The sequence below is a fragment of the Spirosoma foliorum genome, assembly GCF_014117325.1.
Classification (GTDB): domain Bacteria; phylum Bacteroidota; class Bacteroidia; order Cytophagales; family Spirosomataceae; genus Spirosoma; species Spirosoma foliorum.
The window spans coordinates 3,393,178-3,414,902 of the sequence record NZ_CP059732.1 but is presented as its reverse complement, the minus strand read 5'-3'; the positions used below and the strand labels follow the sequence as shown (position 1 = coordinate 3,414,902).

The following is a 21,725-nucleotide window of genomic DNA, read 5'->3' as shown; positions in this document are numbered from 1 at the left end:
TCTAGCGCAGAGATTGATAAACCTCCAGCGTTTGCTGAGCAGTTTTGTCACACGAAAAATCACGAAGGCGCTCAGTCCCTTTCTGGCGCAGGTTGGCAAAGAGTGCATCGTCGGTTACGATGCGTTCAATGGCATGGGCCATCGAATCATCATCTTCTGGATCGAAATAAATAGCAGCATCGGCACCTACTTCGGGCAGCGAACTCCGGTCGCTTAATACCACTGGGCATCCTGCACTGTAAGCCTCCAAAACTGGAATACCAAACCCTTCGTTCAAAGATGGAAAAACAAAGGCACGCGCGTGCTGATAGAGCGTCACCAAGCCCTCATCTGTGAGGGGGCGAAAGTGAACTCGTTCACTAAGGCGGGCGGCATGAAATAAGGCTTGTTCATTGGGCGTAAAGGCCCCTCCGCCCGCGCAAATAATGTGCAAATCGGGGTGCTGATGTAAAACGGGTTGAATGGCTCGGAAAAAACCGTTGAAATTTTTATATAAACCACGCTTTCCTACATACAGTAAATAGGGAGCCGCGAGGGGAGAGGCTTCCCGTTTGGAGGGAGCTACATACTCATCCATTGTTGTGCCCAGCAAAACAACCTTTACTTTATCGGGATCAACCGGGAAGTAACGAAGCAGATCCTGCTTCGAGAATTCAGAGATGCAGATAACACAATCAGCCCGGCGCAGGAGTTGTTTTTTCGTCTCATAAATCCCCTCACCTAATTCTGGATATTGATCACCAAATCGTTCGCTGGTGGCATCGAAAAAGGTGAGCACAAATGGTTTAGAGCCGATCGAGTCCAGGAAATAGCGGTGGTAATAGGTTGGGTGGAAAATATCAAATTTACCTGAGCGAATCCGTTGTTTACTATACAGCCGATTAAGAACTGAGGCAGCCCGATGCGCATTGTGCATATGAGCCAACCTTGGATAGCGTATATGGTTACTAAACGATGCCTGATTTAAATATTCATTATTCGATAGCCGTAGCGATAGCTCAAAGTCAATGTCTGACCGTTTGGCAAACGAACGCATCAGTTCAAAAAAATAGCGGGAAACACCCCCATAGGGCAGGCCCGTGAACGATTGATGGTCGAAGAGTACTTTCATGAAAGGGAAACCTACAACCCAACTCGGTTTGTATTTTTCTGAGATAATTTACCGGCAAAAATAGGTCTAATTGCCGATAAATCCTCGCTGAATATAAGTATTCGGTTTTCGGCCTTTAGTTGATGACAGGGATCTGCACACGATCAAGAAAGCTGGTAACGGCCTTCATGGATTTAATGGTGGCATACCGCCAGCCCCGTACAATCGGTGGTTCATGTTGTTGGCCATAGGCTGGATTAATAGCTGCGAACGGTAAGGTTTGGTGGCGAGCAATAACCTGGCGATAATTGGCTAATAACGTCATTAGTTCAGGCTTCTCAGAAATGCGTACACGATTCTGGTAGGGGAAAAAGCCTTCGTTAGGATTCAGAATGCCTTTGAAATTAACAAACAGCACTGGCTCTTTCAAGCCACCAGGGCCGCTCGCCTGCCAGTTGCCAGACTGTTGTTGAATCGATCGCTCGTGCAGATTCCAGAGTCCGATGTGCCAGCCTGGATTTTTTACAATAGCCACTTCCTGGAACATAACCGGCACGTGCATTAGCCAAATCTGATCGAGACAAAGTCCTTCACAATAATTGATAAAAGCCCGTTCTCGCACTCGGTTATCCCACCAGGCTAATAAACGATCGGTTTCGGCTGATCGGCGGAATGCCAAAAAATCGGAACTATAAAGCCCAATATTTTGGAAAAACTTTTCATCTGGCCAAGCCTTGTCTGTTGGCCCATTGACCAGATTTTTTGTGATAAATGGGATTAATAAGATATCAGCTGTATCGAGCCTATCCAGAACTGGAGCTAGTGAACTCAAAAAATGAATGTTTGGGTCGGCATATATAAGTTTATCTATAGCTGGGTAGCGTCGAAAGGCTTCAGCGATAAACAACGGTTTGCAGGCTGCCGCAAACTCCGTCGGCGTGTATTTTGCCGACAAAGCAACCAGCTGTTCGGTTGGCAATAGCTCCCCAATTGGCAGTATCGGATAAGCGGATACAAAACCAGGTGGAAGATGAGCAGGATCGTCGGCTAAACCAATCAGAATTGATTCAGTTTGGCCAGTTGCGGTGAATTGATTTAAGGTATCGCCCAGCGCAAGTGCCTGCGGTAATTGACGGATTGTACAGATTGTTAGTAGCACAGTAGGCGCAAAACTACATTATTCGAGTATATCGCCCAAAACGGCTAATAAAGGAGCATACCAATTGGCTGCAGGATCGGCATAGCGCCGGTAATTGCCTTTGACCAAATTAGTGAGTACAGGCACGATACGTTTTAGTCGATTTGGTGCTAAATTACTCCGCAGGCTGAAATGAGCCAGGCGCTGTCGGAGTTGAGGTAGACCTGGTGAATTTGCAGGAACTCGTTTGGTCAACAAGTCATTAATCGTGCTTAGTTGAACCTGTTTTGTGAGTAGCGGAGCAAGTTTTCGGTTTCGGTGGCGAGTTAGGCGATCCCGTAACCGTATTCGAGCGCCAACTTCTTGCGGACGTACGCCCACTTGTTGTTGAACGTGGGTACGGTAAAGCTGTAGTGGTTGATCGATGAAATTAATTACGTTCTGGGTAGCAGCTACTAATGCAATCCAACCATCATAAATATAACCCGGAATTTTTCCTGGAATTGGTAATACAGTGGGCAAAAATGTCCGACGAATCACGCTGGCACAACCCATCATACGGTTTCCATCCAACAATACATCCATTGTTTCACCTGCTTTCCATCGTTCCTGAGTTTCTTTGTCGAAAAGAACGGCTTCCCAAAACCGATTCTGACGTCCTTCAAGATTTTCGTCCGTTACCCAGGCGTCACAAAAAGTGACCTGGACATCAGGATGATCAATCATGTATTGAGTCATTGTGCGGATTTTTTCGGGTAGCCAGAAATCATCCTGATCACAGATAAAAATTAAATCGCAAGTGCAGGCCGCCAGGGCTCGTTCAAAATTTTTATTGTAGCCCAAACGAGTTTGATTCCCTAAAATACGCACAGAGAAAGGGGCCTCTGCAGCAAATTGCTCAAGTAAACTGCCGGTGCCATCCGTTGAACGGTCGTCAGAAATGACAACTTCGTTGGGTAACAGTTGTTGATTAAGCAAACTTTCCCATTGAGTTGGCAAGTAGGCCATACCATTGTAGGTACAAAGGGCAATGGAGATTGTTGGTTGCGCAGATGTAGTCATATTTTGTAACCGTATTGGGCGAAAATAGGACGCCAGTACTCTGTTCCATGGATATTCCATGCATGACAACCGAATGGTAAACGCCCTTGATTATAATGTTCAACAGCCCATTTCGGAAAAAACTCAATAGCAAAATGTAAGGCCTTTCTGTATTTAGGAATACGTAGTCGAGGCCAGTGACGATTTACTTCAATACCCCAGAAAACATCTTCGTGATAATGGTGCAGATCAATGCGGTTGTACTCAGCAATTTTATCCTTAAAGGGCTCCAGACAACGTAACATCGCTGGTACTCGTCGAAGTGAGAAACCACCACAGCCAACGCCGTTCAGATTAATAATTTCCCGAGGGGTTATACCATCTTCTTTTTTGAGATTAAACCAGGTCGCTATCTGCTGTTTAATGCTAAACCAGATGTAGTCACCAATACCCGTAAAGTCTCGGTCACGCAACCAGGGGGCTCCTATATAATCGTAGTTTTGCTGACACCAATAGGCCAGATCATCCTGAAATACAAAAGCATCCAATTGATAAATTAGTAGATACTCCTGGTCATCAAAGGCTTGATAAAAGTCGGCAGATAGCATGAGTCGATTATAACCCTGGATATCGGTGAAATAACTTTCATCGAATGTCCGGGCCTGCAACGACGGCTCTAGTTCCCGGTAAGCCGAAATATCCAATGAATGCGGAGTAGCTAGCCAAATTGGGTAATTACCCAATACCCGTAAGCATTGGGTCAATGAGATGCGCTCATAATCAGTAAGCTGTGGTTTGTAAATAGGTAAAACCACATTTACACTAACTTTATTCGACGACTTCATACAAATTTGGGTTGGCCTAATCGTTCCTGAACAGCATCCTGAACCCAGCTATAAGGTAGCTCGGCACATGGATGGCCATAATCGTTAAGAATGGTTACCCCTTCTCCCCGTTTGAAACGACCAGAATAAGGCAGATAATCGACAAAGTCGAACAGCTTGCCTAGTAAAATAATGCCCTCTGTTTCCATAGCATTTGCCATATGAGCGGGGCCACTGTCAATACCTATAAACAGGCGAGCCTGTCGGATTACTTCAGCCGTTTCGAGCAAGCTCAACTGGCCGCATAAGTTTCGAAACTGTGGGTGTTCTTCAGTTACAGTCGGAGTTAAGCCAATTTCAATGATTGGATAAGGATAAGTCGCTAGTAGCCACTTCACAAGTTTAGTCCAATTTGCGGCAGGCCAGTCGCGCATGATATGGCTCGACTGGCAATGAATGACAATCGGACCGGGCAGTAAATTCAACGACTGTACCTTTTCCTGAACAGATTTCGGGATGTACATCTTTGGATCGGCAGTGATGGCCGGTAAGCCAGCCGCCTGTGAAAACATGTACAATAGATCACCCCGATCGTAGTAATTATCAAAATTTAGGCCAATACCATCAGAAATTGGATTAATCGGGTCTTCGAGGCAGTATTTGCACTTTCTGTGTGAGATGTGCATGTTATACACTTTATCGAAAATACCTGATCGCAGTAGCCGTACTCGTTCACCGGGGCATTTTTCAATCAGAAAACCATCCAGATCCGGGTGGTGGCTTACTAATTCTGCGTACGGTTTGCGCACCATCCAGATAATATGATCATCAGGATGAAGCCGACGAACTTCACGGGCAACGGGTTCACAGGCAATAATGTCGCCCATTTGCTCCGAAAGGATAATAACAACCAACTGCCGAGATCCCAACTTCTGTTTGAGCCGACGCAACTGCTCATACTTAATGGCAGCTGACCAGAACTTCCCGATGATGTGGGTGTACTTGTGAAAGCGATACGTCCAGAGTTGCTGGATACGTGACCAATCTGCCATACTTAACGAGATTCTAACAGCGCAATCGCTCGATTAAAAGGTGTTTTTAGCAATTTGCGAACTCGAAGATAGCGAAGAACTACGGGAGGCTTAATATAAACGCAAGGATATTGTCGATATTGATCATTATGATTCGCCAAAAGCCGTTCTCGATACAAATCGAATAAGGGTTTTGTATCAGGCCGTTCCTTTTTTTGCTGACCCGAATCGGCAAAGACATACCGGGTCTGATATTTAGAAATCTCATTCGGCCGCTCGGGGTTATAGCCACTATAGTGGAAAAATTGTAGCGGCTCTACTACGTTAAGCTCGTCGTTCTGATATACAGTATCATTAAGGCTAGTCACCTGCCATTGACCCGCATCATTTTGCGATAGATAGCGTTCATGCAGATTCCAGTAAGCTACATTGTAACCTTTGTGTTGGTCGATTAAGACATTGTCGTAATAAACCGGCGCAAAATTTACCCAGTGCTGATCTACGAAAAGGCCTGCGCACAAGTCAATTCGGCATTCATACACGAGCCGATCTTTCCACCAGTTAACGAAGCTGCGTGCAGTAGCATCGTTGCGTAAGCCAATAAAGCCAAGGTTGAAAATACCTGTATTTAGGTGGTGTTGCTCGTTAGGGCGCTCCCAATCGGGCGTGGGCGAACAGGTATGGGGAGTTAAAACTAAGCTATATGTTTTTAAGGCTTTGTTAAGCTGTTCCAGTGGTTTGAAAACAATAATATCGGGGTCAAAATAAATAACCTCGGTGGCGTCAGGATATGCATTATAGAGATAATCAATAAAAAATGGCTTGACAGCCGTATTGAGTTCCGTTATATCATAACGGTCGCACATGGCGGCAAAGTCAGGAATCCCGATCTTGTCAACTTCAAGCATGGGATAAACAGGCATCAACTCCGCCGGTAAATTGGCTTCACTCAATTTATCGACCAGGCCAATTATATACTGGTAATCAGGATTGGTTTGCCGAAGCGAATCGCCTAAGGTTCGGGCCTGAGCCAGATAATTGATTGAACAGATTGTAAATGCAAGCGTCATAAACGTAGTTGGTCGGTAATGCAGTTGAGTAAATAGGATTGCCTAACTCACTAATTCACTCGTTCTTTTCTGAATAAAATGACGCTTTAGGTTTTGCAAAGGTTTCTCAAACAGATACCAGGAAAGCGATGCTACTACCAGCAGCAATAACAAACTTACAAAACGATGTGACCAATACCCTAAAGTCAAGGAGAGGTGGATGCGATTACTAATAGCGAATAGTATCTTCATGCCATAAGACGGAACAAGCATATGAAATACATAAAGCCCGTAGCTGATTCGTCCAAAATACTGAAGAACAGAGCTATTAAGTACCTGCCCAACCAGACCTTTGAAACCCAGGCTTGCTCGGGCAATGATAAATAGAGCAAGTATCGAGATGAGTGTTCGTTGGAACAAAACGGCTAATAAATGATCATTGGGTAAGAAAAGTAAACCCACGAAACCAAGGAGTGCTAATCCGGCGGCAATGGTTAATTTTTTCAGAAAGGAATCGATTGAGTTGGGATGATCAACAACCACGTAAGCCCACAAAGCACCTATCCCAAACGTATCTAAACAGGCAGGCGTCAGAACGCCATCAAGACTCCCTTGCGTATACCCGTAAGCGCGTGAAGCTATCCCCAACACAATCATGGCCAAAATAGCCCAGCGAAAGTAGTTTTTTGGAACTAATAAGACGATGCAGGGCCAAATGAGGTACAGTTGCTCCTCGACCGCCAGCGTCCAGAAAGGAGATAATATATCAGCCCAATTTCCGGTTTTGTTAAGCAGGAAATTGTATCCGTATAAATAATAGACTAAAGGGTGTTCATCAATATCCGAAGCGTCGGGAAGTACTAGCCAGACGAAGGTAATAGCCAGGTAATAGAGCGGTAAAAGACGAAGGATGCGTCGAATGAAAAAATTGCGATAGGTATTCTTAAATGAATACTCGCCCAGCTGAATCAGGTCTCTGCTTTGGAGAAGAATTCGGGTGATGAGAAAGCCACTAAGGACAAAAAAAATCACAACACCTATCGAGCCGTTGGGCAATCGATTGATGCCTTCGCCCGTTGGAAACCAGTGATAAATAATCACTAGCATAACCGCAAACGTCCGTAGCGAATCTAATTGGGGCATATAGCCAGAGGGACGTATTGCCATTCAAATAGTCTATTTAATAGTCAGTTGATTGAACAAAGTTACGAGAGTTTCAACACTCTGCTTCGCAGGGTGACGTTCCAGTATCTTTTGACCGAGTCGATGTCCTAGCTTATGACGAAGATCAGGCTGTTGAAGTAACGCTACTACTTGACTGCTCATCGTGTCGAGGTCAAGGTAAGGAACAATAAAGCCGCCATCGTCTTCAACCAGTTCGGGAGAACCTCCAGCGCCCTCGAAGCAGACAACCGGAATGCCACATAAACCAGCTTCAAAAACAACTAACGGGTAAGGGTCTTCGCGGGAACAAAGGACAAATACATCGAACCGGCTCATGTAGCGCAACACATCGGGCGTGGGCGGAATTAAATGAACCTGATTAGTAAGGCCAGCTTTTTGAATATCCAGCAGTAAATCATCGTGCAGTGAACCGGGGGGCATGCCAACCCAAACAAAATGCAGACCACAGTCAGTTACTGCTGCCTGCGTCCGGCCAATTACTTGCCGAGCCAGCGAGATAAATAAATCATTTCCTTTTCGCCACTCTGCATTTCCGCATCCCCCCACTATCAACGCATCTGCAGGCAGACCCAAGGCGGAATACAAACCTGGTTGATCGCGCGCTTGTTGAACATTTCGCGCCAGTACAGGCGTATCAATGAGTGTATAAAGGCTTATACGGGCTGAATCGAAGCCATGTTCTTGCTCATAATAGAGAGCCGTTGCTCGCGAAACAGCCAGTAAATGAGTTGTTCGCTTTAGCAGATGAGCCAGTTCGTCGGGCTTCGAATAAATCCTGACCGACATCGCCAGTTCGTGTACGAATGTGACAACCGGTGTTTTATCTGGAATTGCTAACTGACTGAACAAGTGACTACTGGCAACGGTGTTAACCAACACCAGATCAATGGATTCCAGAGCTAATTGTGTCTGTATTTCACGCTGTCGGGCTTCTTGTTGCCGATCATGAAACTGCTGCCATAGACCGAGCTTGCCCAACACTTTATCTGCCAGTGCGTTCAGGACATAGGGCTTGGGAGCAGGCCAGATTGTTACGGGGCAGATAGCCTGATAATCAGCTAAGATTGGGCCACCTTCGCCAAGTAACAGATGCATTTGCAGGCCCTCAGCCTTTAGCAAACGCATTATATTAAGCAGAACAAGTGGCGCACCGGCGCGATTGGCATCGTGGCCAATAAGAAGTATATGCATGTACGATTTACGAAGTACGAATTACGATTGTAAAATCACGAGTTCATAAATCGTAATTCGTACTTCGTAACTCGTACCGCTATCAATAGGCTTCGTAACTTGGTTTGGGGAGTTTTTTTGCCGGATTGCCCAGGTACATACCCCATTCTTCGGTGTCTTTATAAATGGCGGCTGCCATTGCTAAAAGAGTGCCGGTTGCAACATGTAGGTAATCGCGAATGGTACTATTGACGCCAAAAAAGCAGTAAGGTTCGATCACACAATGCCCTGACATTACCACGTGTGATGTAAAGAAAACGTGATCCTTGATTTGTCCATGATGGCCAATGTGGTTACCGCTCCAAAGAACAACATTGTTGCCAATCGTGGTGAACGGCTGAATGGTATTATCTTCCAGAATGAAGCAATTTTCGCCAATCTGATTCCCGAAGAGTGTTGCCTTTGAACTGATATAGGAAATGAATTCGTATCCTTTCGCTTTGGCTTCGAGGTAAATTCGTTCGCGATTCCGGTTCATGTTCCGACCCGTCATAGGCGCGAAAAATTTGTATTCCTTCGGCGAAAACAGTGTTTCTATCTCCTCAAACGCCACCAACGGCAATCCCTGGAATTCAGTGCCGTTCATGTATTCCCGGCTAACCGTAAAAGCCACTACTTCGTGTTCCGAATCGTGCGTAAGGTAGAAGTGGGCCAGTTCAGCCGTATCCATTACCCCGAAAATGATAACTTTTGCCATAGTTTAATGAGCGAATGAGTGAATGAGCGAATGAGTGAATATAGACTTATACGTAAATTATTCACTCATTCACTCATTCGCTCATTCACAATTAAGATTCGTCGTTATACTAATTCATACTCAGTCAACATCGTCCTTACTGTGGCGATGTCGTTAAACATGAATACATCGATGATGGATAACCAGGGAACAAATTCGTTTTTGAATTGAGGATACTCGACCCGATTAGACTTAATAAAATTCAATTGGATACCTGCCTGATCAAACGTCGGTTTGTCGTACAACTCGGTTCCGCCAATTGGATTAATATAACGCTGTGCGTTTTCCTGCCGACAAATGTCCAGTATACGCGCCTGGGCTTTCATGTCCTCATTAGCATAGATCGTAGATGATTGTACCAGGCGAGTCGTTAGACCCAAATACTGATTCAGTTCAACCAGGCTAAAATGGACCAGATCAGCAATTGAATCGGTGGTAAAATTGATAATTTTTTCGGTTAGCGGCATCACCGTTTGATAATAGGGCGCTTTCCGATAACCCTGTTCAATCGTTTTTAACAACTTACTACGCCACTTCGGATCGTCGGCCAGATGCACTTCATTAATGCGTTTATTCTGGCTGGCATCTTTCAATGGAACGGTAAACAGGTATTCCTGCCCGTTTATAAGTAACCGATTCCGGTTTATCCAACCTCGGTTTATAAACGCTACATCATCGTACAACACAAATGTATCAACAGCGCTCATGAGCTGCATGTAGCCGATGTAGGGCAGAAAATAAGGTTGCATGATGGCAAGCGTCATAACTTATTTTTTGAGTTTTCGCAAATAATAGTCCTCTGCAGGTACAATTACATTGGCCCGCATGGTGGTGTCGGTGCCTAAGCGTAAATCGCCGGGTTGAGGTTTTATCACACTTTTATCAAAAAAGAGATAATCTGCCTCTTTCGGGATTGGCTTCAGACCCTTTTCAAACGGATTGATGGCAATAAGTCGTCGGGATAAATGCGGGCCATAAAGTGGATACTCGTAATCGTCGTTGATGGTGGCTAAGGCAACCGTAGCACTGTCGGGGACTAACTCATCGAAACGTTTGTAAGGAACATAGGTGTCAGGCCGCCCCAGAGTCATTTGACGGATTCTGTCGGATTGGAAGGCTGAGGAAAACGACGTCCCATCTGGCGCTGTCCAGGCAAATGGCAACGCTCGGGTATTGAGAAATATAGCTAATAGAGCCGAAAGACAGCCTACTACCGTTACCAGACCAACGTAACTTTTCCAGATCACTCGGCCCGGCGTATTGACCGTTGTTCGTGGATGTAGAAATAAGAGCGCCAGAAAGGTAATACCGAATAAACCAGTTTCGATAAAATAACGCCCTTTAAATGGATCATAGGGGGCGGAGTAGGAGAGAGCGGCAAAATGAAGTAGCAACGCTATACCCAGGAAAAAATGAGGTGTTGAGCGTACGAAACCAATTAATACCAGAATGAGTAACGGAAAAATAAGCCCAAACCCAAAGATGCCCCAATATGGATTGGCATTGTAGAATACAAACTTCCGATCGAAGGCGAAGGGCTGGATAGAGAAATCAGTTTCTTCGTCCAGCCGCATGTGTAATTTATTTTCCAGGACGACAAGGGGCTGGCGCATAGCATGATTGACTTCGGCGCCGATGGCGAGATTTCGGATGCCGTCCAGATTGACATGATCATAGCCATACCGAATTACATTTCGGCTACCTTGCTCCAGCAAATTCGATAAGGAACCCGCTCGCTCAACAGACTGGTGTTTGAGCGCAGTTGGCGGGCCAATGGGATGACCAAAAACTTCAACGTTCTTCAAATAGCCTGTTGGCAAAGTCCATATGCAAAACCCAATTAAAATTGCCACTGCCAGTCGCCAGGTTCGTCCAAATATAATGGCCCAGAATGGCACCGAACGCGGCCCGGACATCAAAACGGTGTAAATCATGATAACAAACACCGAAGGCAATAGTAAGGTAAACGTAATCTTATGGCCATAAGCAATACCGAACGCTATACCGGCTAAATACAAATAGCGGCTATCGGGCTGTGGCGGAGTGCCAACCTGCCGGGTTCCACTCGTCCGATAACTGAACAGCATATACAACAACACACTCAGATAAGCTGTCAAGACAATATCCGTTTCGGTTGTGATCGACTGCATTAAAAAATCGGGAAGCAGGGCGTATGCTAACGCACAGAAAAAGCTAGCTGATAATTGATTTTGACCGATGCGTTGCACAATACCAAATACGGCAACGATAGCTGTCCAATAACTTAGGTGGTGAATGAATTTGAAGCCGTTTTCGAAGTGGCCTGTTATCAGAAATGAATAGATCTGAAGTGTACAAACACTCTTTGGGTACGTATCGATATTCCAGTTTGTACCACCAAAATGACGCATCGTACCTCGTTGTACGTATTGCATTACCCGGTTTAAATGGCCGGTCATGCTGTCCCACTCATTCGGAACTGTGAACAGAACCAATAGAAGATTGGTAACTCCAATGAGGAGGAGCGTTCCGAAGAGTATAGAAAACAAAAAGCGAGAATAGCCGGATAATCCACTGAACCATTCTCGGCCGGTTTGCCAGCGCTCTTGAATAAGGGGGATTACCGAAAAACGTTCCTGATCAATCAATCGGCTCAACAAACCTCCAACAACAGTAGCGGTAACGAACACCGAACCAGCCCAAACCAATGTGTTGGCCGTCAGGTACAAAGCGGAAAGGATAAAACCAGTTAGAATAACGCTGCCAGCTCCCAGAAGGAAAGTGGTTAGCCACCACTCCGTCAGTGACCGCCGAGAAATACGTGTCGATAACTGGCCGACATAGTAAATAAACAGAAAAAGCGAAAGGAGATAGACTAAGATCATAAGGTACAACAAACCGTACTAGCAGCATTAAACAAAGTTGCCTGCCAGCAAGCGCAACCATTGATCTGATTGGCTAATTGTCAGGCAGCTAATGGATTAGGCATCTTCGTTGACCGCAAGCACGGCTTCGTTGACGATAGTGGCAATACGGTCGATATCTTCTTTAGCTAAATCAGGGTACATGGGTAAACATAACACCCGGAGTGCAACATCCTCCGATACCGGACAAGGCTGTGCTTCGCCTGAAGTAAGTGCAAAAGGCAATGTATTTAAGGAAGGGTAGAAATAGCGCCGAGGTACGATATTCTGAGATATTAGCGTCTCCATTACGCGCAAAAGCGTTTCTTCCGAATCGAATACAATCGGATAATAGGCATAATTATACTCTATGCCAGGTGTAAGGGAAGGGCGCGTAATCCGGCTAAAATCAAGCTGACTATCGTAGTAGCCGAACCGTTCTTTACGGGCCGCAATCAGATCGGGTACTTTTGGTAGCACGCACAAACCCATTGCCGCATGGAATTCCGAGTTTTTGGCATTAATGCCTAACCCAAAATACGTGTCGTTCTTATGACCAAACGAACGGTAGTGATGTAATTTCTCTGCCAGGACATCGTCATTCGTTACAATACAACCACCCTCAACAGTATGAAATACTTTCGTAGCGTGGAAACTACAGGTACTGATATCCCCATAGCTGAGAATTGAATTTCCTTTATACGTAGCTCCAAAGGTATGCGCTGCGTCGTAAATAACTTTCAGATTATGTTTCTCTGCTATCGCCTGAATCTGCTCGATCTGACAAGCATTCCCATATACATGCGTAGCCATAATAGCCTCTGTATTCTCGGTAATCAGGGATTCGATTTTGGCCGGATCAATATTGAAATCGTCTGGACGAATATCAGCAAAAATAGGCGTACAGCCTTCCCACAATAGCGCGTTGGTGGTTGCAACGTAGGAGAAAGGAGTGGTAATCACCTCTTTTTTGATATCCAGTACCTTGAGTGCCATCTGGAGAACAATGGTGCCATTGGTACAGAATTTCAGGTGCTTAACGCCCAGGTACTCTTTTAGTTGATCCTCTAAGTCGCGCAGTAAGGGTCCGTCATTTGTTAGGTGAACGCGTTCCCAGACACCTCTTAAAAGGGTTACATAATCCTCAAGATCGGGCAGGTATGATTTGGTTACGTTAATCATTCGTCAGGAATCAGTGAATGGCCACTAGTAGATAGTTGACAGTTTCAGTTCATAATCGTTTACGAATCATGAGGTTAACTAGTGATTGTACACCAGTAAATCATGATTCTTGATCGATGACTGATACCTGTTAACTACTCACTAACAACGGGTTCCAGCATTTTGGTATGAAAAGGAAATTGCGGTCGAACATAGCCTGGCCATTTTCCGTACCAGGCAATTCCTTCGCGATAATCCTCAACATCAAAGGTAATGCCTTCTTCCATAACATAAAGTGGTGTAACCGTATCCTTAACGATCATTATGGAAATGGTATATGAACCATCGTTGAGGAAATAACCTGGAATGGTACATTCGGCAGCAATCAATCCTTTGCCATACGGTTGTGATAGTGTACCGATATTAAAAATACACTCACCCGTAAGCGAATTAAGGTGCAGACTTAAATTCAGGTTGGCATGGTCCATTTGATTCCAGAATTCAAACTGAAACGTCATGGAGGTTCGAACGTCGATATGGGTCAGGTCATCCTGATAGTCTGGAATCAACTCAATCCGTCGTACACGGACCAGATCATTGCCTGGACCTTCTTCGGGCGTATCCCACTGACGGCGTAATCGTGTTTTCGAAACCTTACTCAGGTAAGAGGCAATAACTTGGTTCGTCTCGCCCTGTTCAATCAAACGGCCTTTTTCAAAATAAAAGGTCTTATTGCAAAGGGCTTGTACGGCGGTTAAGTTATGACTAACAAAGATAACCGTTCGACCACTGGCCGAGTTATCCCGCATTTTACCCAAACTTTTTTTCTGGAATTCCGCATCACCTACCGCCAGGACCTCATCAACAATCATGATTTCGGGATCGAGGTGAGCCGATATGGCAAACCCAAGCCGAACGTACATGCCTGACGAGTATCGCTTTACGGGAGTGTCCAGGAATTTTTCAACTCCAGCGAAAGCCACGATTTCGTCGAACTGTTTCTTGATTTCGCTACGACTCATTCCGAGCAGCGAACCATTTAAAAAGATGTTTTCCCGGCCCGTCAGTTCTGGGTGGAAACCGGTTCCTACTTCGAGCAAACTGGCTACCCGTCCCCGAATACGTACTGTTCCTGTAGTTGGTTGGATAATCTTGCTCAAGATCTTGAGCATCGTTGATTTTCCGGCTCCATTATGCCCAACGAGACCTACCCGATCGCCCTGTTCAATCGAAAAGTTGACGCCGCGTAAAGCCCAGAACTCTTCATGAGTAGTGGCATTCTTAGCCTTCTTACCAAACATCGACCGGAAATTTTCCGTCAGAACATCGCGTAGCGTATTGCTACCCTTGCCCCGTTTGTGGTCAATGATGTATTGCTTACTTATATTTTCGACAGTGATAACAGACATAGTGATTTACGATGTGTGATTTACGATGCACGAATTCGCTGGGGAAGCGCTACAAGTTACAACTGTGATACGTCGTAATTCGTACTTCGCAATTCGTAATTCTTATATATCATCTACAAAAGTATTCTCCCGTTTCCGAAAAAAGTATAGAGACAGAATTAAACAGACTGTTACTATACCAATAGACAGGAGTAAACTATGAAGATCAAAGTAGGCCCTTTCACCGAGCAGCGACCAACGAAAACCGTCGATGATACCAACCATCGGATTAAACCAGTAAAAAGGTGCCCACCATTCGTTGGCTTTTTCGGCAACTAGTCGGCTGCTGTATGCAATCGGGCAAATGTAAAAACCAACTTGAACAATGAACGGAATAAGCTGGCCTATATCGCGGAATTTGACATTAACGGCGGCAAAGAAAAGCCCAAAGGCAAACGATGCCAGCAACGCTAGTACGATAAACGCAGGTAGTAAAAGCAAATGCCAGTCGGGTATAAACCGATACCAAATGGCTAACAGAATAAATAACCCCAGTGAAACCAAAAAGTCGACAAAACTAACGGCGATCGAACTGATCGGCATAATAAGGCGTGGAAAATAGACTTTCGTAACCAGGTTAGAATTCAGCGTTACGCTGTTACTTATTTGGGTAAAAGCCGTTGAAAAAAATGTCCATACCGTAATACCACCTAGTACCATGAGGGGGTAGGGGACACCTGGATCGGCTGGCAGTTTGGCAATTTTACTGAAGACGAACACCATAATCAGCATGGTTGTCAGGGGGCGAATAAGCCCCCAGGCAGTGCCTAATGCTGTCTGCTTATACCGAACAGACACGTCGCGCATAGACAGAATATACATCAGTTCCCGATTGCGCCAGAGGTCTCGCCAGTAATGCCGCTCTGAGCGACCCGGTTGAATAATTACTTCGTGAGTTTTCAAAATAAGTTAGTCGATTAATAACAGGATCGTTTACTTGTCCAGTTAATCCATAACTGTTTATTCTTCCTTCATGATAGACCGATATGTCTCTCGGATGAAAATGACGATAATCGCTAAAATAAACGAAAGCGCTGTTCCAATCTGCAATCCCTTTGTATTAAGTACTTCCCGGAATAAAGGCAATGATACAGGCTCAATAATTGTGAACAAGGGTGTTTCCCGAATAAGTGACAGACGCATGTTATCGGCCTGTTGTAAAGCCTGATAATACAAGGTAGTTAGGAAGGTTGAATTGCGAGTCAACTTATTCTCCTTTATACGAGCCTGCGCTACCACTACCTGCTGATTCTGATCCATGAACTGGGCCAACTGGTTTTCGGTACCACTTAAAATCCTGGCCAGCGAATCAGAACGTTCATTAAGCAGGTCATACATTTCGCGGGTTTTTTTGGTTTGCTTCCGCTGATAATCTTCTTCAATCGTTTTGAGGTGGCGAGACAGAAAAGTTGCCGTCAGTAGCTCATCTTCCATAAAGCAGCTCAACTCCATAAATGACGATTTGCGTTCTGGCTGTTTTATCGCTATTTCACCTTTGATCCGCGTATAAATGTCGGCCATTGCCAACTGCTCCATTTTTGTATACTCTTCCGGCTTTTTTGCTCTTTTAAAATAAAAAGCTCTTAAAGAATCATTTTCTTCCCATTCTTTATCGCGAATACCACTATGGCGAATGTAATAATTGACCAGTAGCGTGTCTTTGTTATTAATGGTATCATGCTGCATCAGGGTTTTCTCAACAACTGGCCGAGACTGAGCATAGATTAAGAAGTTATCTCCAACAAAGATATTTGCATCAGGAGCGCCAGAACTTAATCCGAAAGCTCCCGCTAATTGACCTAACTCACCAAATCCACCACTCGATGACCCTCCGCCGAGGTTAAACATAATCGAACCCGTGTAGGTGATTCGGCTTTTATGCATTAGATCATATATATACCCAATCAGTGCTCCTATTGCTACCAGAATAACAAGTAACTTCCAGTTGCGTCGAAATACGTTCTTTATCTGGAGAAGGCGTAAGACAACTGCTTTGGGGGAAATCTGATCGGGAGGTAACGGCCGGGTAACGATGCCGTTTGGATCTATAGCTGGTTTATTTGTAGGCGTCATAGTTTCCTTTAAATTAATTCCCCACCCGGCTTAAAGCAATAATCAATCCGATTACACTTAACAGCGATGAAATCGTACCTGCTGTTGACGATAATATCTGTTGGGGGGTCAGCGGCACATTTGTTTTTCTTGGAACGATGATTTCAGCACCTGGCTCAACACGTGGATACACATTGAAGAAAACAAACTTGCGGGTACGATCGACGGAGCCATTGGCATACATGATAAACGATCGCCGACGTTGCGATTTACTGGTAAAGCCACCCGTTTCTGAAATGTAATCCCGGAAGCCCTGGCCAGTCCGGTATTTTACTGTTTTGGGTAACTGGACTTCCCCTTCAACACGTACTGTTTCGAGGAGCTTGGGAATGCGTAAGGTGTCGCCTTCCTGAAGCAAAATATCTTCAGACGAACCTGGTTTTTGAAGGATCTTCTTAAGATTAATATTAATGGACTCAACCGAGTTCGTCGAAATAACTTCAGTTTCAACGACAGATTTTGCCGCACTATTAGCGACGTCTTCGATAGCCTGCTGCTTCCGACGCAATTCTTCAGCACTCAGTTTTACCGGACGAACCAATGTTGCTCCTTCTACATAAGCTTGTGGCGTGAGGCCGCCGGCCTGAGCAACCAGATCCGAAATTTTCTGATCTTTACTAATAATTGCGTACGCACCGGGTAATATTACTTCGCCAGCAACGGTGGCGTAGGTTTGAACGGCGTAGTTGGGCGATCGGCGAACAATGATCTGGTCGAACGGTTCTAAAGTGAAGTTTTTGTTCTCGTCGGAGTTGATCGACAAATCCCGGTTGACATTGAACCGATAAATTGTAGCAATCTGGGCAGATGGAGAGCGGGGGTCAACATCCTTTTTTCTACGAACAACTTCAACCAGCGATGCTGCTGCTGATTCTTTCAGACCACCCGTTTGAACTAGTGCATCGTTCAGCGTCATATTAGCCATATAAGGCAAGTCAGTATCTATTCTGTTTACCTCACCCTGTACTGAAATTGTTGCTGCCTGAGCTAACTCGAAACGTGATGGAATAATAACCTGATCTTCGCGCTGGAGAGGGATATCTTCCTGTGTACCAGCCATGATAGCGGCCAGGTTTATAGCCAGGTTTTCCATGGCCAAATCTTCACGAGTTCTCAGGATATTGATTCGACCCGTAAAGGCGTCTCCTTTCAACCCTTCGGCAGAGGCAATGAGTTGTTTTAGTGTACGGTTATTATCCAACGAATATTCGCCAGGGCGATAAACTGACCCTTCAATAGTTAGTTTATTCTCAAAACGATTGAGTAATCGTTCGACAGTCACGATATCGCCGTCCTGCATCACAAACGTCTTAAATTCGGGAACAGTTACATCCAGGAATTTTAGTTCGCGATCGGTTAGGCGGGTTACCTGTAGCCGACTTTTATACGCGTTTGACGTAAAGTCGCCTGCATAGAAAAGTAACCGTTCCAGAGTTTCGCCCGGAAGCATTTCGAAAATATTTGATCGTTTAACCGCTCCATTGATTTCAACCCGCTGAATATAGGTTGTAAATCGAATGTTGTCATTATCCTGTAAACGAAAATCATTGCGTTGAGTACCATTTAACAGATAATCATAGAGATCGAGTGTGGCCAAAATATGGTTGTTCCGAATGAGTTGAACTTTACGGAATGAACCAACATCGTTAGGCCCACCTGCCTGATAAATAGCGTTCATCACTGTCGACAAACCCGACATAGTATAAGTGCCAGGCCGTATTGCATCGCCAGTTACGGTAACCCGAATACTACGAATATTTCCTAATGAAACCTCCAGGAATGTATTTTGGGCTCCATATGAGGAGTTGCGTAGCCCCACAAACTTAGCCGACATCCGGCTTATGAGACGTTCTTTCGCTTTATCGACGCTTAAGCCAGATACGAAAATTGGTCCAATACCACTTTGACCTGAAATATAAACATAACCTTCTGGCGATACTTTCTGCGAAAAATCACCAGCCGAGTAGCCATACATCTGAATATTCAGTTCATCACCTGGTCCAACAATATAGTTCCGGGGAGTAGCAATATTCAGGTTTGGCTGAAAGGTAGTGGCCATTGCAGGGTCGTTAAAGAGCGAATAGCCAAATAGTTTCTGGCGTCGCTCGGCCTGCTCACGTAGCTGGGCGCGCTTAACTCCTTCTGCCGCAATTTCCTTATCGGTCAATCCTTGCTGAGTGGTGTCCGTTTGCTGCGAAAAATCAGCACCTGTTGGCGTTTGGGTTGTTCCAGGTGTTGCGGTTCGACCATTGGTTGCTCCCTGGCCTGTTCGTTGATTATTGATCTGCTGCTGAACACCAGCCGGTAAATTGTTGATATTGACGCCTGCTGGTAATCCTCCTTTGCTACTGCCAGGTAGTGATGATGGCGTGCTACTTGGTAATCCAGATGCGGGAGTTGCCCCTGCTCCCGACGATGGGGCAATCTGAGCCTGGGTGGTAAAGCCTGCTATGGATACCAGCAGAGCGGTTAGGATAACACGATTTTTACGTTGTAAACGGGTTGCCACACGTTGAAAAAAAAAATAGTGGCAAGACGTGCATAATTGCTGGTTTTTGCATATTTTTAAGATGTCGAACAGCTCGCAAACGATAAGGGCGAATCCCTGTAGTAACGTAACGATAGGTTATGTAGTACACAGGACAGTTCAGCCGGCAAAGTAAGCGAACTTTTGTTGGATTATAAATAGTTTCCTCTTGTGCGGTAATTTTTATCCCTGTAACTATACCGGGTATAATTTTTCCGATGTTTGGTTTTTAGGGAGTATCTTATTTAGCCTCCCGATCTAGTCTATTAGTTACTAACTCCTTATGGCAGAATTGCTGAATCAGTCAGTTCAATACAATGAAGACAGTATCCGCTCGCTGGATTGGCGCGAGCACATTCGCCTGAGACCAGGCATGTACATCGGTAAACTTGGCGATGGATCCGCTGCCGACGATGGAATTTATGTCCTTATTAAAGAAACCATCGACAACTGTATCGATGAACACGTGATGGGTTTTGGTAAAACCATTGACGTTCGGGTGACAGATCACAGGGTTGAGGTACGCGACTTTGGCCGGGGTATTCCCTTAGGAAAGGTTGTTGAAGTTGTCTCTAAAATCAACACCGGCGGTAAATACGACTCGGGCGCGTTCCAGAAATCGGTGGGGCTCAATGGCGTTGGTACAAAGGCCGTTAATGCCTTGTCTACTTATTTTCGCGTGCAGTCGTTTCGGGAAGGACGTACCGTATGGGCCGAATTTGAACGAGGTGAACTGAAAAATAAAGGCGAAGATTCGACTACCGAGCGAAACGGTACATTGATCTGCTTTGAACCCGATGACAGTGTATTTAAGAACTTTCATTTCATTCCGCAGTTTCTGGAAAACATGATCTGGAATTACTGCTATCTGAATGCGGGGTTGACAATTGCGTTCAATAAACAGAAATACATTTCGCAAAACGGGCTGCTTGATCTACTTCGCGACAAGACCAAAAAAGATGAAGAGTCGCTCCGGTATCCGATCATCCATCTGAAAGGAAATGATCTCGAAATTGCCATGACTCACGGCAACCAATACGGCGAAGAGTACTATTCATTTGTAAACGGCCAATATACGACACAGGGCGGTACGCATCTGAATGCCCTCAAAGAGGCTATCGTTGAAACGGTTCGGCGCCACTTCGATAAGAATTATGAAGTATCCGATATCCGATCGTCCATTATTGCCGCTGTTAGTATACGGGTTCAGGAGCCCGTTTTTGAATCGCAAACCAAAACAAAGCTTGGATCACAAAACATGTCGCCTGAGTCAAACGCTCAGTCTGTCAGTTCGTTTGTTAAGGATTTTGTGAAAGAACGCCTGGATAATTATCTGCACATTAACCCCGCTGTTCGCGACGCGCTCAAGAAACGAATCGAGCAGTCGGAACGGGAGCGCAAAGAACTCGCCGGTATTAAAAAATTGGCCAATGATCGTGCCAAAAAAGCAAGTCTTCACAATAAAAAATTGCGCGATTGCCGCAATCATTTGCCTGACTTGAAAGCGGAAGATCGCTACCAGTCAACCCTCTTCATTACCGAAGGGGACTCGGCGAGTGGTTCTATCACAAAATCGCGGAATGTGCAGTCGCAGGCTGTGTTTAGCTTGCGTGGAAAACCCTTAAACTGTTTTGGCCTGACTAAAAAAGTCGTGTACGAAAACGAAGAGTTTAACCTGTTGCAACACGCCCTTGATATTGAAGAAGGATTGGATGGCCTTCGGTACAATCGTATTGTTATTGCTACCGATGCAGATGTTGACGGCATGCACATCCGGTTGTTGATGCTAACATTTTTTCTGCAATTCTTCCCCGACCTGGTTCGTAACGGGCATTTGTACATTCTCGAGACACCTTTGTTCCGGGTCCGGAATCCGAAAAACCATAAAGAAACCACTTATTGCTATTCGGAGGAGGAAAAACAGGCGGCAACCGATAAATTAATAAAAGGCAACAAAAAAGTTGAGATTACCCGATTTAAGGGTTTAGGCGAAATCTCTCCTGATGAATTTGGCCTGTTTATTGGCGAAAACATGCGTTTGGAACCCGTGATTATGGAGAAAGAAACATCGGTTCCTAAACTGCTGAGCTATTATATGGGCAAAAACACGCCCGATCGTCAGCGATTCATTATCGACAATCTTCGTATCGAAAAAGATGTAGACGAAGTTGCCTTAGTATAAGCTGTCAGTCAATAGTCGTTACGAGGTCGCCCATGTGATCATTAGGGATTTTAGCCGTTATTTGCAGGCTATACCGCCCTTGGCGACTC

General features: G+C 45.1%; 17 protein-coding genes. 1 reads left to right on the top strand and 16 read right to left on the bottom strand.

Annotated features, from left to right (window positions below):
• Position 1: 1 nt before the first annotated feature.
• The 16 genes from H3H32_RS14290 to H3H32_RS14215 form a co-directional block, all read right to left on the bottom strand.
• Entirely contained in the window at positions 2 to 1,111 is a 1,110-nt protein-coding gene (locus H3H32_RS14290; protein ID WP_182463348.1) for a glycosyltransferase family 4 protein, read from the bottom strand.
• A gap of 115 nt (positions 1,112 to 1,226) precedes the next feature.
• A complete protein-coding gene (locus H3H32_RS14285) occupies positions 1,227 to 2,249 on the bottom strand; it encodes a hypothetical protein (RefSeq protein ID WP_182463347.1) in 1,023 nt (340 codons plus the stop codon).
• A gap of 18 nt (positions 2,250 to 2,267) precedes the next feature.
• Positions 2,268 to 3,290, bottom strand: a complete 1,023-nt coding sequence (locus H3H32_RS14280; RefSeq protein ID WP_182463346.1) for a glycosyltransferase — start codon at positions 3,288 to 3,290, stop codon at positions 2,268 to 2,270.
• On the bottom strand, positions 3,287 to 4,114 hold the full coding sequence (locus H3H32_RS14275; RefSeq protein WP_182463345.1) for a DUF5672 family protein: 828 nt from the start codon (positions 4,112 to 4,114) through the stop codon (positions 3,287 to 3,289). Before H3H32_RS14275 ends, H3H32_RS14280 begins: the two co-directional genes overlap by 4 nt.
• Complete coding sequence (locus tag H3H32_RS14270; protein WP_182463344.1) at positions 4,111 to 5,145, bottom strand: glycosyltransferase family 9 protein; 1,035 nt, start codon at positions 5,143 to 5,145, stop codon at positions 4,111 to 4,113. The genes H3H32_RS14275 and H3H32_RS14270 overlap by 4 nt, the downstream gene beginning before the upstream one ends.
• A 2-nt stretch (positions 5,146 to 5,147) precedes the next feature.
• The gene (locus tag H3H32_RS14265) at positions 5,148 to 6,194 is read right to left on the bottom strand and encodes a glycosyltransferase family protein (RefSeq protein ID WP_182463343.1); all 1,047 of its coding nucleotides are present in this window, start codon (positions 6,192 to 6,194) and stop codon (positions 5,148 to 5,150) included.
• Positions 6,195 to 6,236: 42 nt separating this feature from the next.
• Positions 6,237 to 7,340: an acyltransferase family protein gene (locus tag H3H32_RS14260; protein ID WP_240543771.1), complete on the bottom strand. Its 1,104-nt coding sequence runs from the start codon at positions 7,338 to 7,340 to the stop codon at positions 6,237 to 6,239.
• Between the two features lie 9 nt (positions 7,341 to 7,349).
• Positions 7,350 to 8,549 (bottom strand): glycosyltransferase, encoded by a 1,200-nt coding sequence (locus tag H3H32_RS14255; protein ID WP_182463342.1) that lies wholly within the window; start codon positions 8,547 to 8,549, stop codon positions 7,350 to 7,352.
• A gap of 82 nt (positions 8,550 to 8,631) precedes the next feature.
• On the bottom strand, positions 8,632 to 9,285 hold the full coding sequence (locus H3H32_RS14250) for an acetyltransferase (protein ID WP_182463341.1): 654 nt from the start codon (positions 9,283 to 9,285) through the stop codon (positions 8,632 to 8,634).
• A 104-nt stretch (positions 9,286 to 9,389) separates the two neighbouring features.
• A complete protein-coding gene (locus H3H32_RS14245) occupies positions 9,390 to 10,088 on the bottom strand; it encodes a WbqC family protein (RefSeq protein ID WP_182463340.1) in 699 nt (232 codons plus the stop codon).
• Positions 10,089 to 10,091: 3 nt separating this feature from the next.
• Positions 10,092 to 12,188 (bottom strand): glycosyltransferase family protein, encoded by a 2,097-nt coding sequence (locus H3H32_RS14240; RefSeq protein ID WP_182463339.1) that lies wholly within the window; start codon positions 12,186 to 12,188, stop codon positions 10,092 to 10,094.
• A gap of 96 nt (positions 12,189 to 12,284) precedes the next feature.
• The gene (locus H3H32_RS14235) at positions 12,285 to 13,388 is read right to left on the bottom strand and encodes a DegT/DnrJ/EryC1/StrS family aminotransferase (protein ID WP_182463338.1); all 1,104 of its coding nucleotides are present in this window, start codon (positions 13,386 to 13,388) and stop codon (positions 12,285 to 12,287) included.
• A 134-nt stretch (positions 13,389 to 13,522) separates the two neighbouring features.
• On the bottom strand, positions 13,523 to 14,776 hold the full coding sequence (locus H3H32_RS14230) for an ABC transporter ATP-binding protein (protein ID WP_182463337.1): 1,254 nt from the start codon (positions 14,774 to 14,776) through the stop codon (positions 13,523 to 13,525).
• A 102-nt stretch (positions 14,777 to 14,878) separates the two neighbouring features.
• A complete protein-coding gene (locus tag H3H32_RS14225) occupies positions 14,879 to 15,718 on the bottom strand; it encodes an ABC transporter permease (protein WP_182463336.1) in 840 nt (279 codons plus the stop codon).
• A 57-nt stretch (positions 15,719 to 15,775) separates the two neighbouring features.
• Entirely contained in the window at positions 15,776 to 16,888 is a 1,113-nt protein-coding gene (locus H3H32_RS14220; protein WP_182463335.1) for a GumC domain-containing protein, read from the bottom strand.
• A 13-nt stretch (positions 16,889 to 16,901) separates the two neighbouring features.
• Complete coding sequence (locus H3H32_RS14215; protein ID WP_240543770.1) at positions 16,902 to 19,436, bottom strand: polysaccharide biosynthesis/export family protein; 2,535 nt, start codon at positions 19,434 to 19,436, stop codon at positions 16,902 to 16,904.
• 301 nt (positions 19,437 to 19,737) lie between these two features.
• Here H3H32_RS14215 and H3H32_RS14210 point away from each other — a divergent pair, with 301 nt between their 5' ends.
• On the top strand, positions 19,738 to 21,636 hold the full coding sequence (locus H3H32_RS14210) for a DNA topoisomerase IV subunit B (protein ID WP_182463334.1): 1,899 nt from the start codon (positions 19,738 to 19,740) through the stop codon (positions 21,634 to 21,636).
• The last annotated feature ends 89 nt before the right edge of the window (positions 21,637 to 21,725 follow it).

Bases quoted from the DNA above. Each gene is read 5' to 3' on its own strand.
- H3H32_RS14255 (WP_182463342.1), bottom strand. From the start codon at position 8,549: ATGCATATACTTCTTATTGGCCACGATGCCAATCGCGCCGGTGCGCCA.
- H3H32_RS14290 (WP_182463348.1), bottom strand. From the start codon at position 1,111: ATGAAAGTACTCTTCGACCATCAATCGTTCACGGGCCTGCCCTATGGG.
- H3H32_RS14260 (WP_240543771.1), bottom strand. From the start codon at position 7,340: ATGGCAATACGTCCCTCTGGCTATATGCCCCAATTAGATTCGCTACGG.
- H3H32_RS14250 (WP_182463341.1), bottom strand. From the start codon at position 9,285: ATGGCAAAAGTTATCATTTTCGGGGTAATGGATACGGCTGAACTGGCC.
- H3H32_RS14275 (WP_182463345.1), bottom strand. From the start codon at position 4,114: ATGAAGTCGTCGAATAAAGTTAGTGTAAATGTGGTTTTACCTATTTAC.
- H3H32_RS14230 (WP_182463337.1), bottom strand. From the start codon at position 14,776: ATGTCTGTTATCACTGTCGAAAATATAAGTAAGCAATACATCATTGAC.
- H3H32_RS14280 (WP_182463346.1), bottom strand. From the start codon at position 3,290: ATGACTACATCTGCGCAACCAACAATCTCCATTGCCCTTTGTACCTAC.
- H3H32_RS14210 (WP_182463334.1), top strand. From the start codon at position 19,738: ATGGCAGAATTGCTGAATCAGTCAGTTCAATACAATGAAGACAGTATC.
- H3H32_RS14265 (WP_182463343.1), bottom strand. From the start codon at position 6,194: ATGACGCTTGCATTTACAATCTGTTCAATCAATTATCTGGCTCAGGCC.
- H3H32_RS14245 (WP_182463340.1), bottom strand. From the start codon at position 10,088: ATGACGCTTGCCATCATGCAACCTTATTTTCTGCCCTACATCGGCTAC.
- H3H32_RS14220 (WP_182463335.1), bottom strand. From the start codon at position 16,888: ATGACGCCTACAAATAAACCAGCTATAGATCCAAACGGCATCGTTACC.
- H3H32_RS14240 (WP_182463339.1), bottom strand. From the start codon at position 12,188: ATGATCTTAGTCTATCTCCTTTCGCTTTTTCTGTTTATTTACTATGTC.
- H3H32_RS14235 (WP_182463338.1), bottom strand. From the start codon at position 13,388: ATGATTAACGTAACCAAATCATACCTGCCCGATCTTGAGGATTATGTA.
- H3H32_RS14270 (WP_182463344.1), bottom strand. From the start codon at position 5,145: ATGGCAGATTGGTCACGTATCCAGCAACTCTGGACGTATCGCTTTCAC.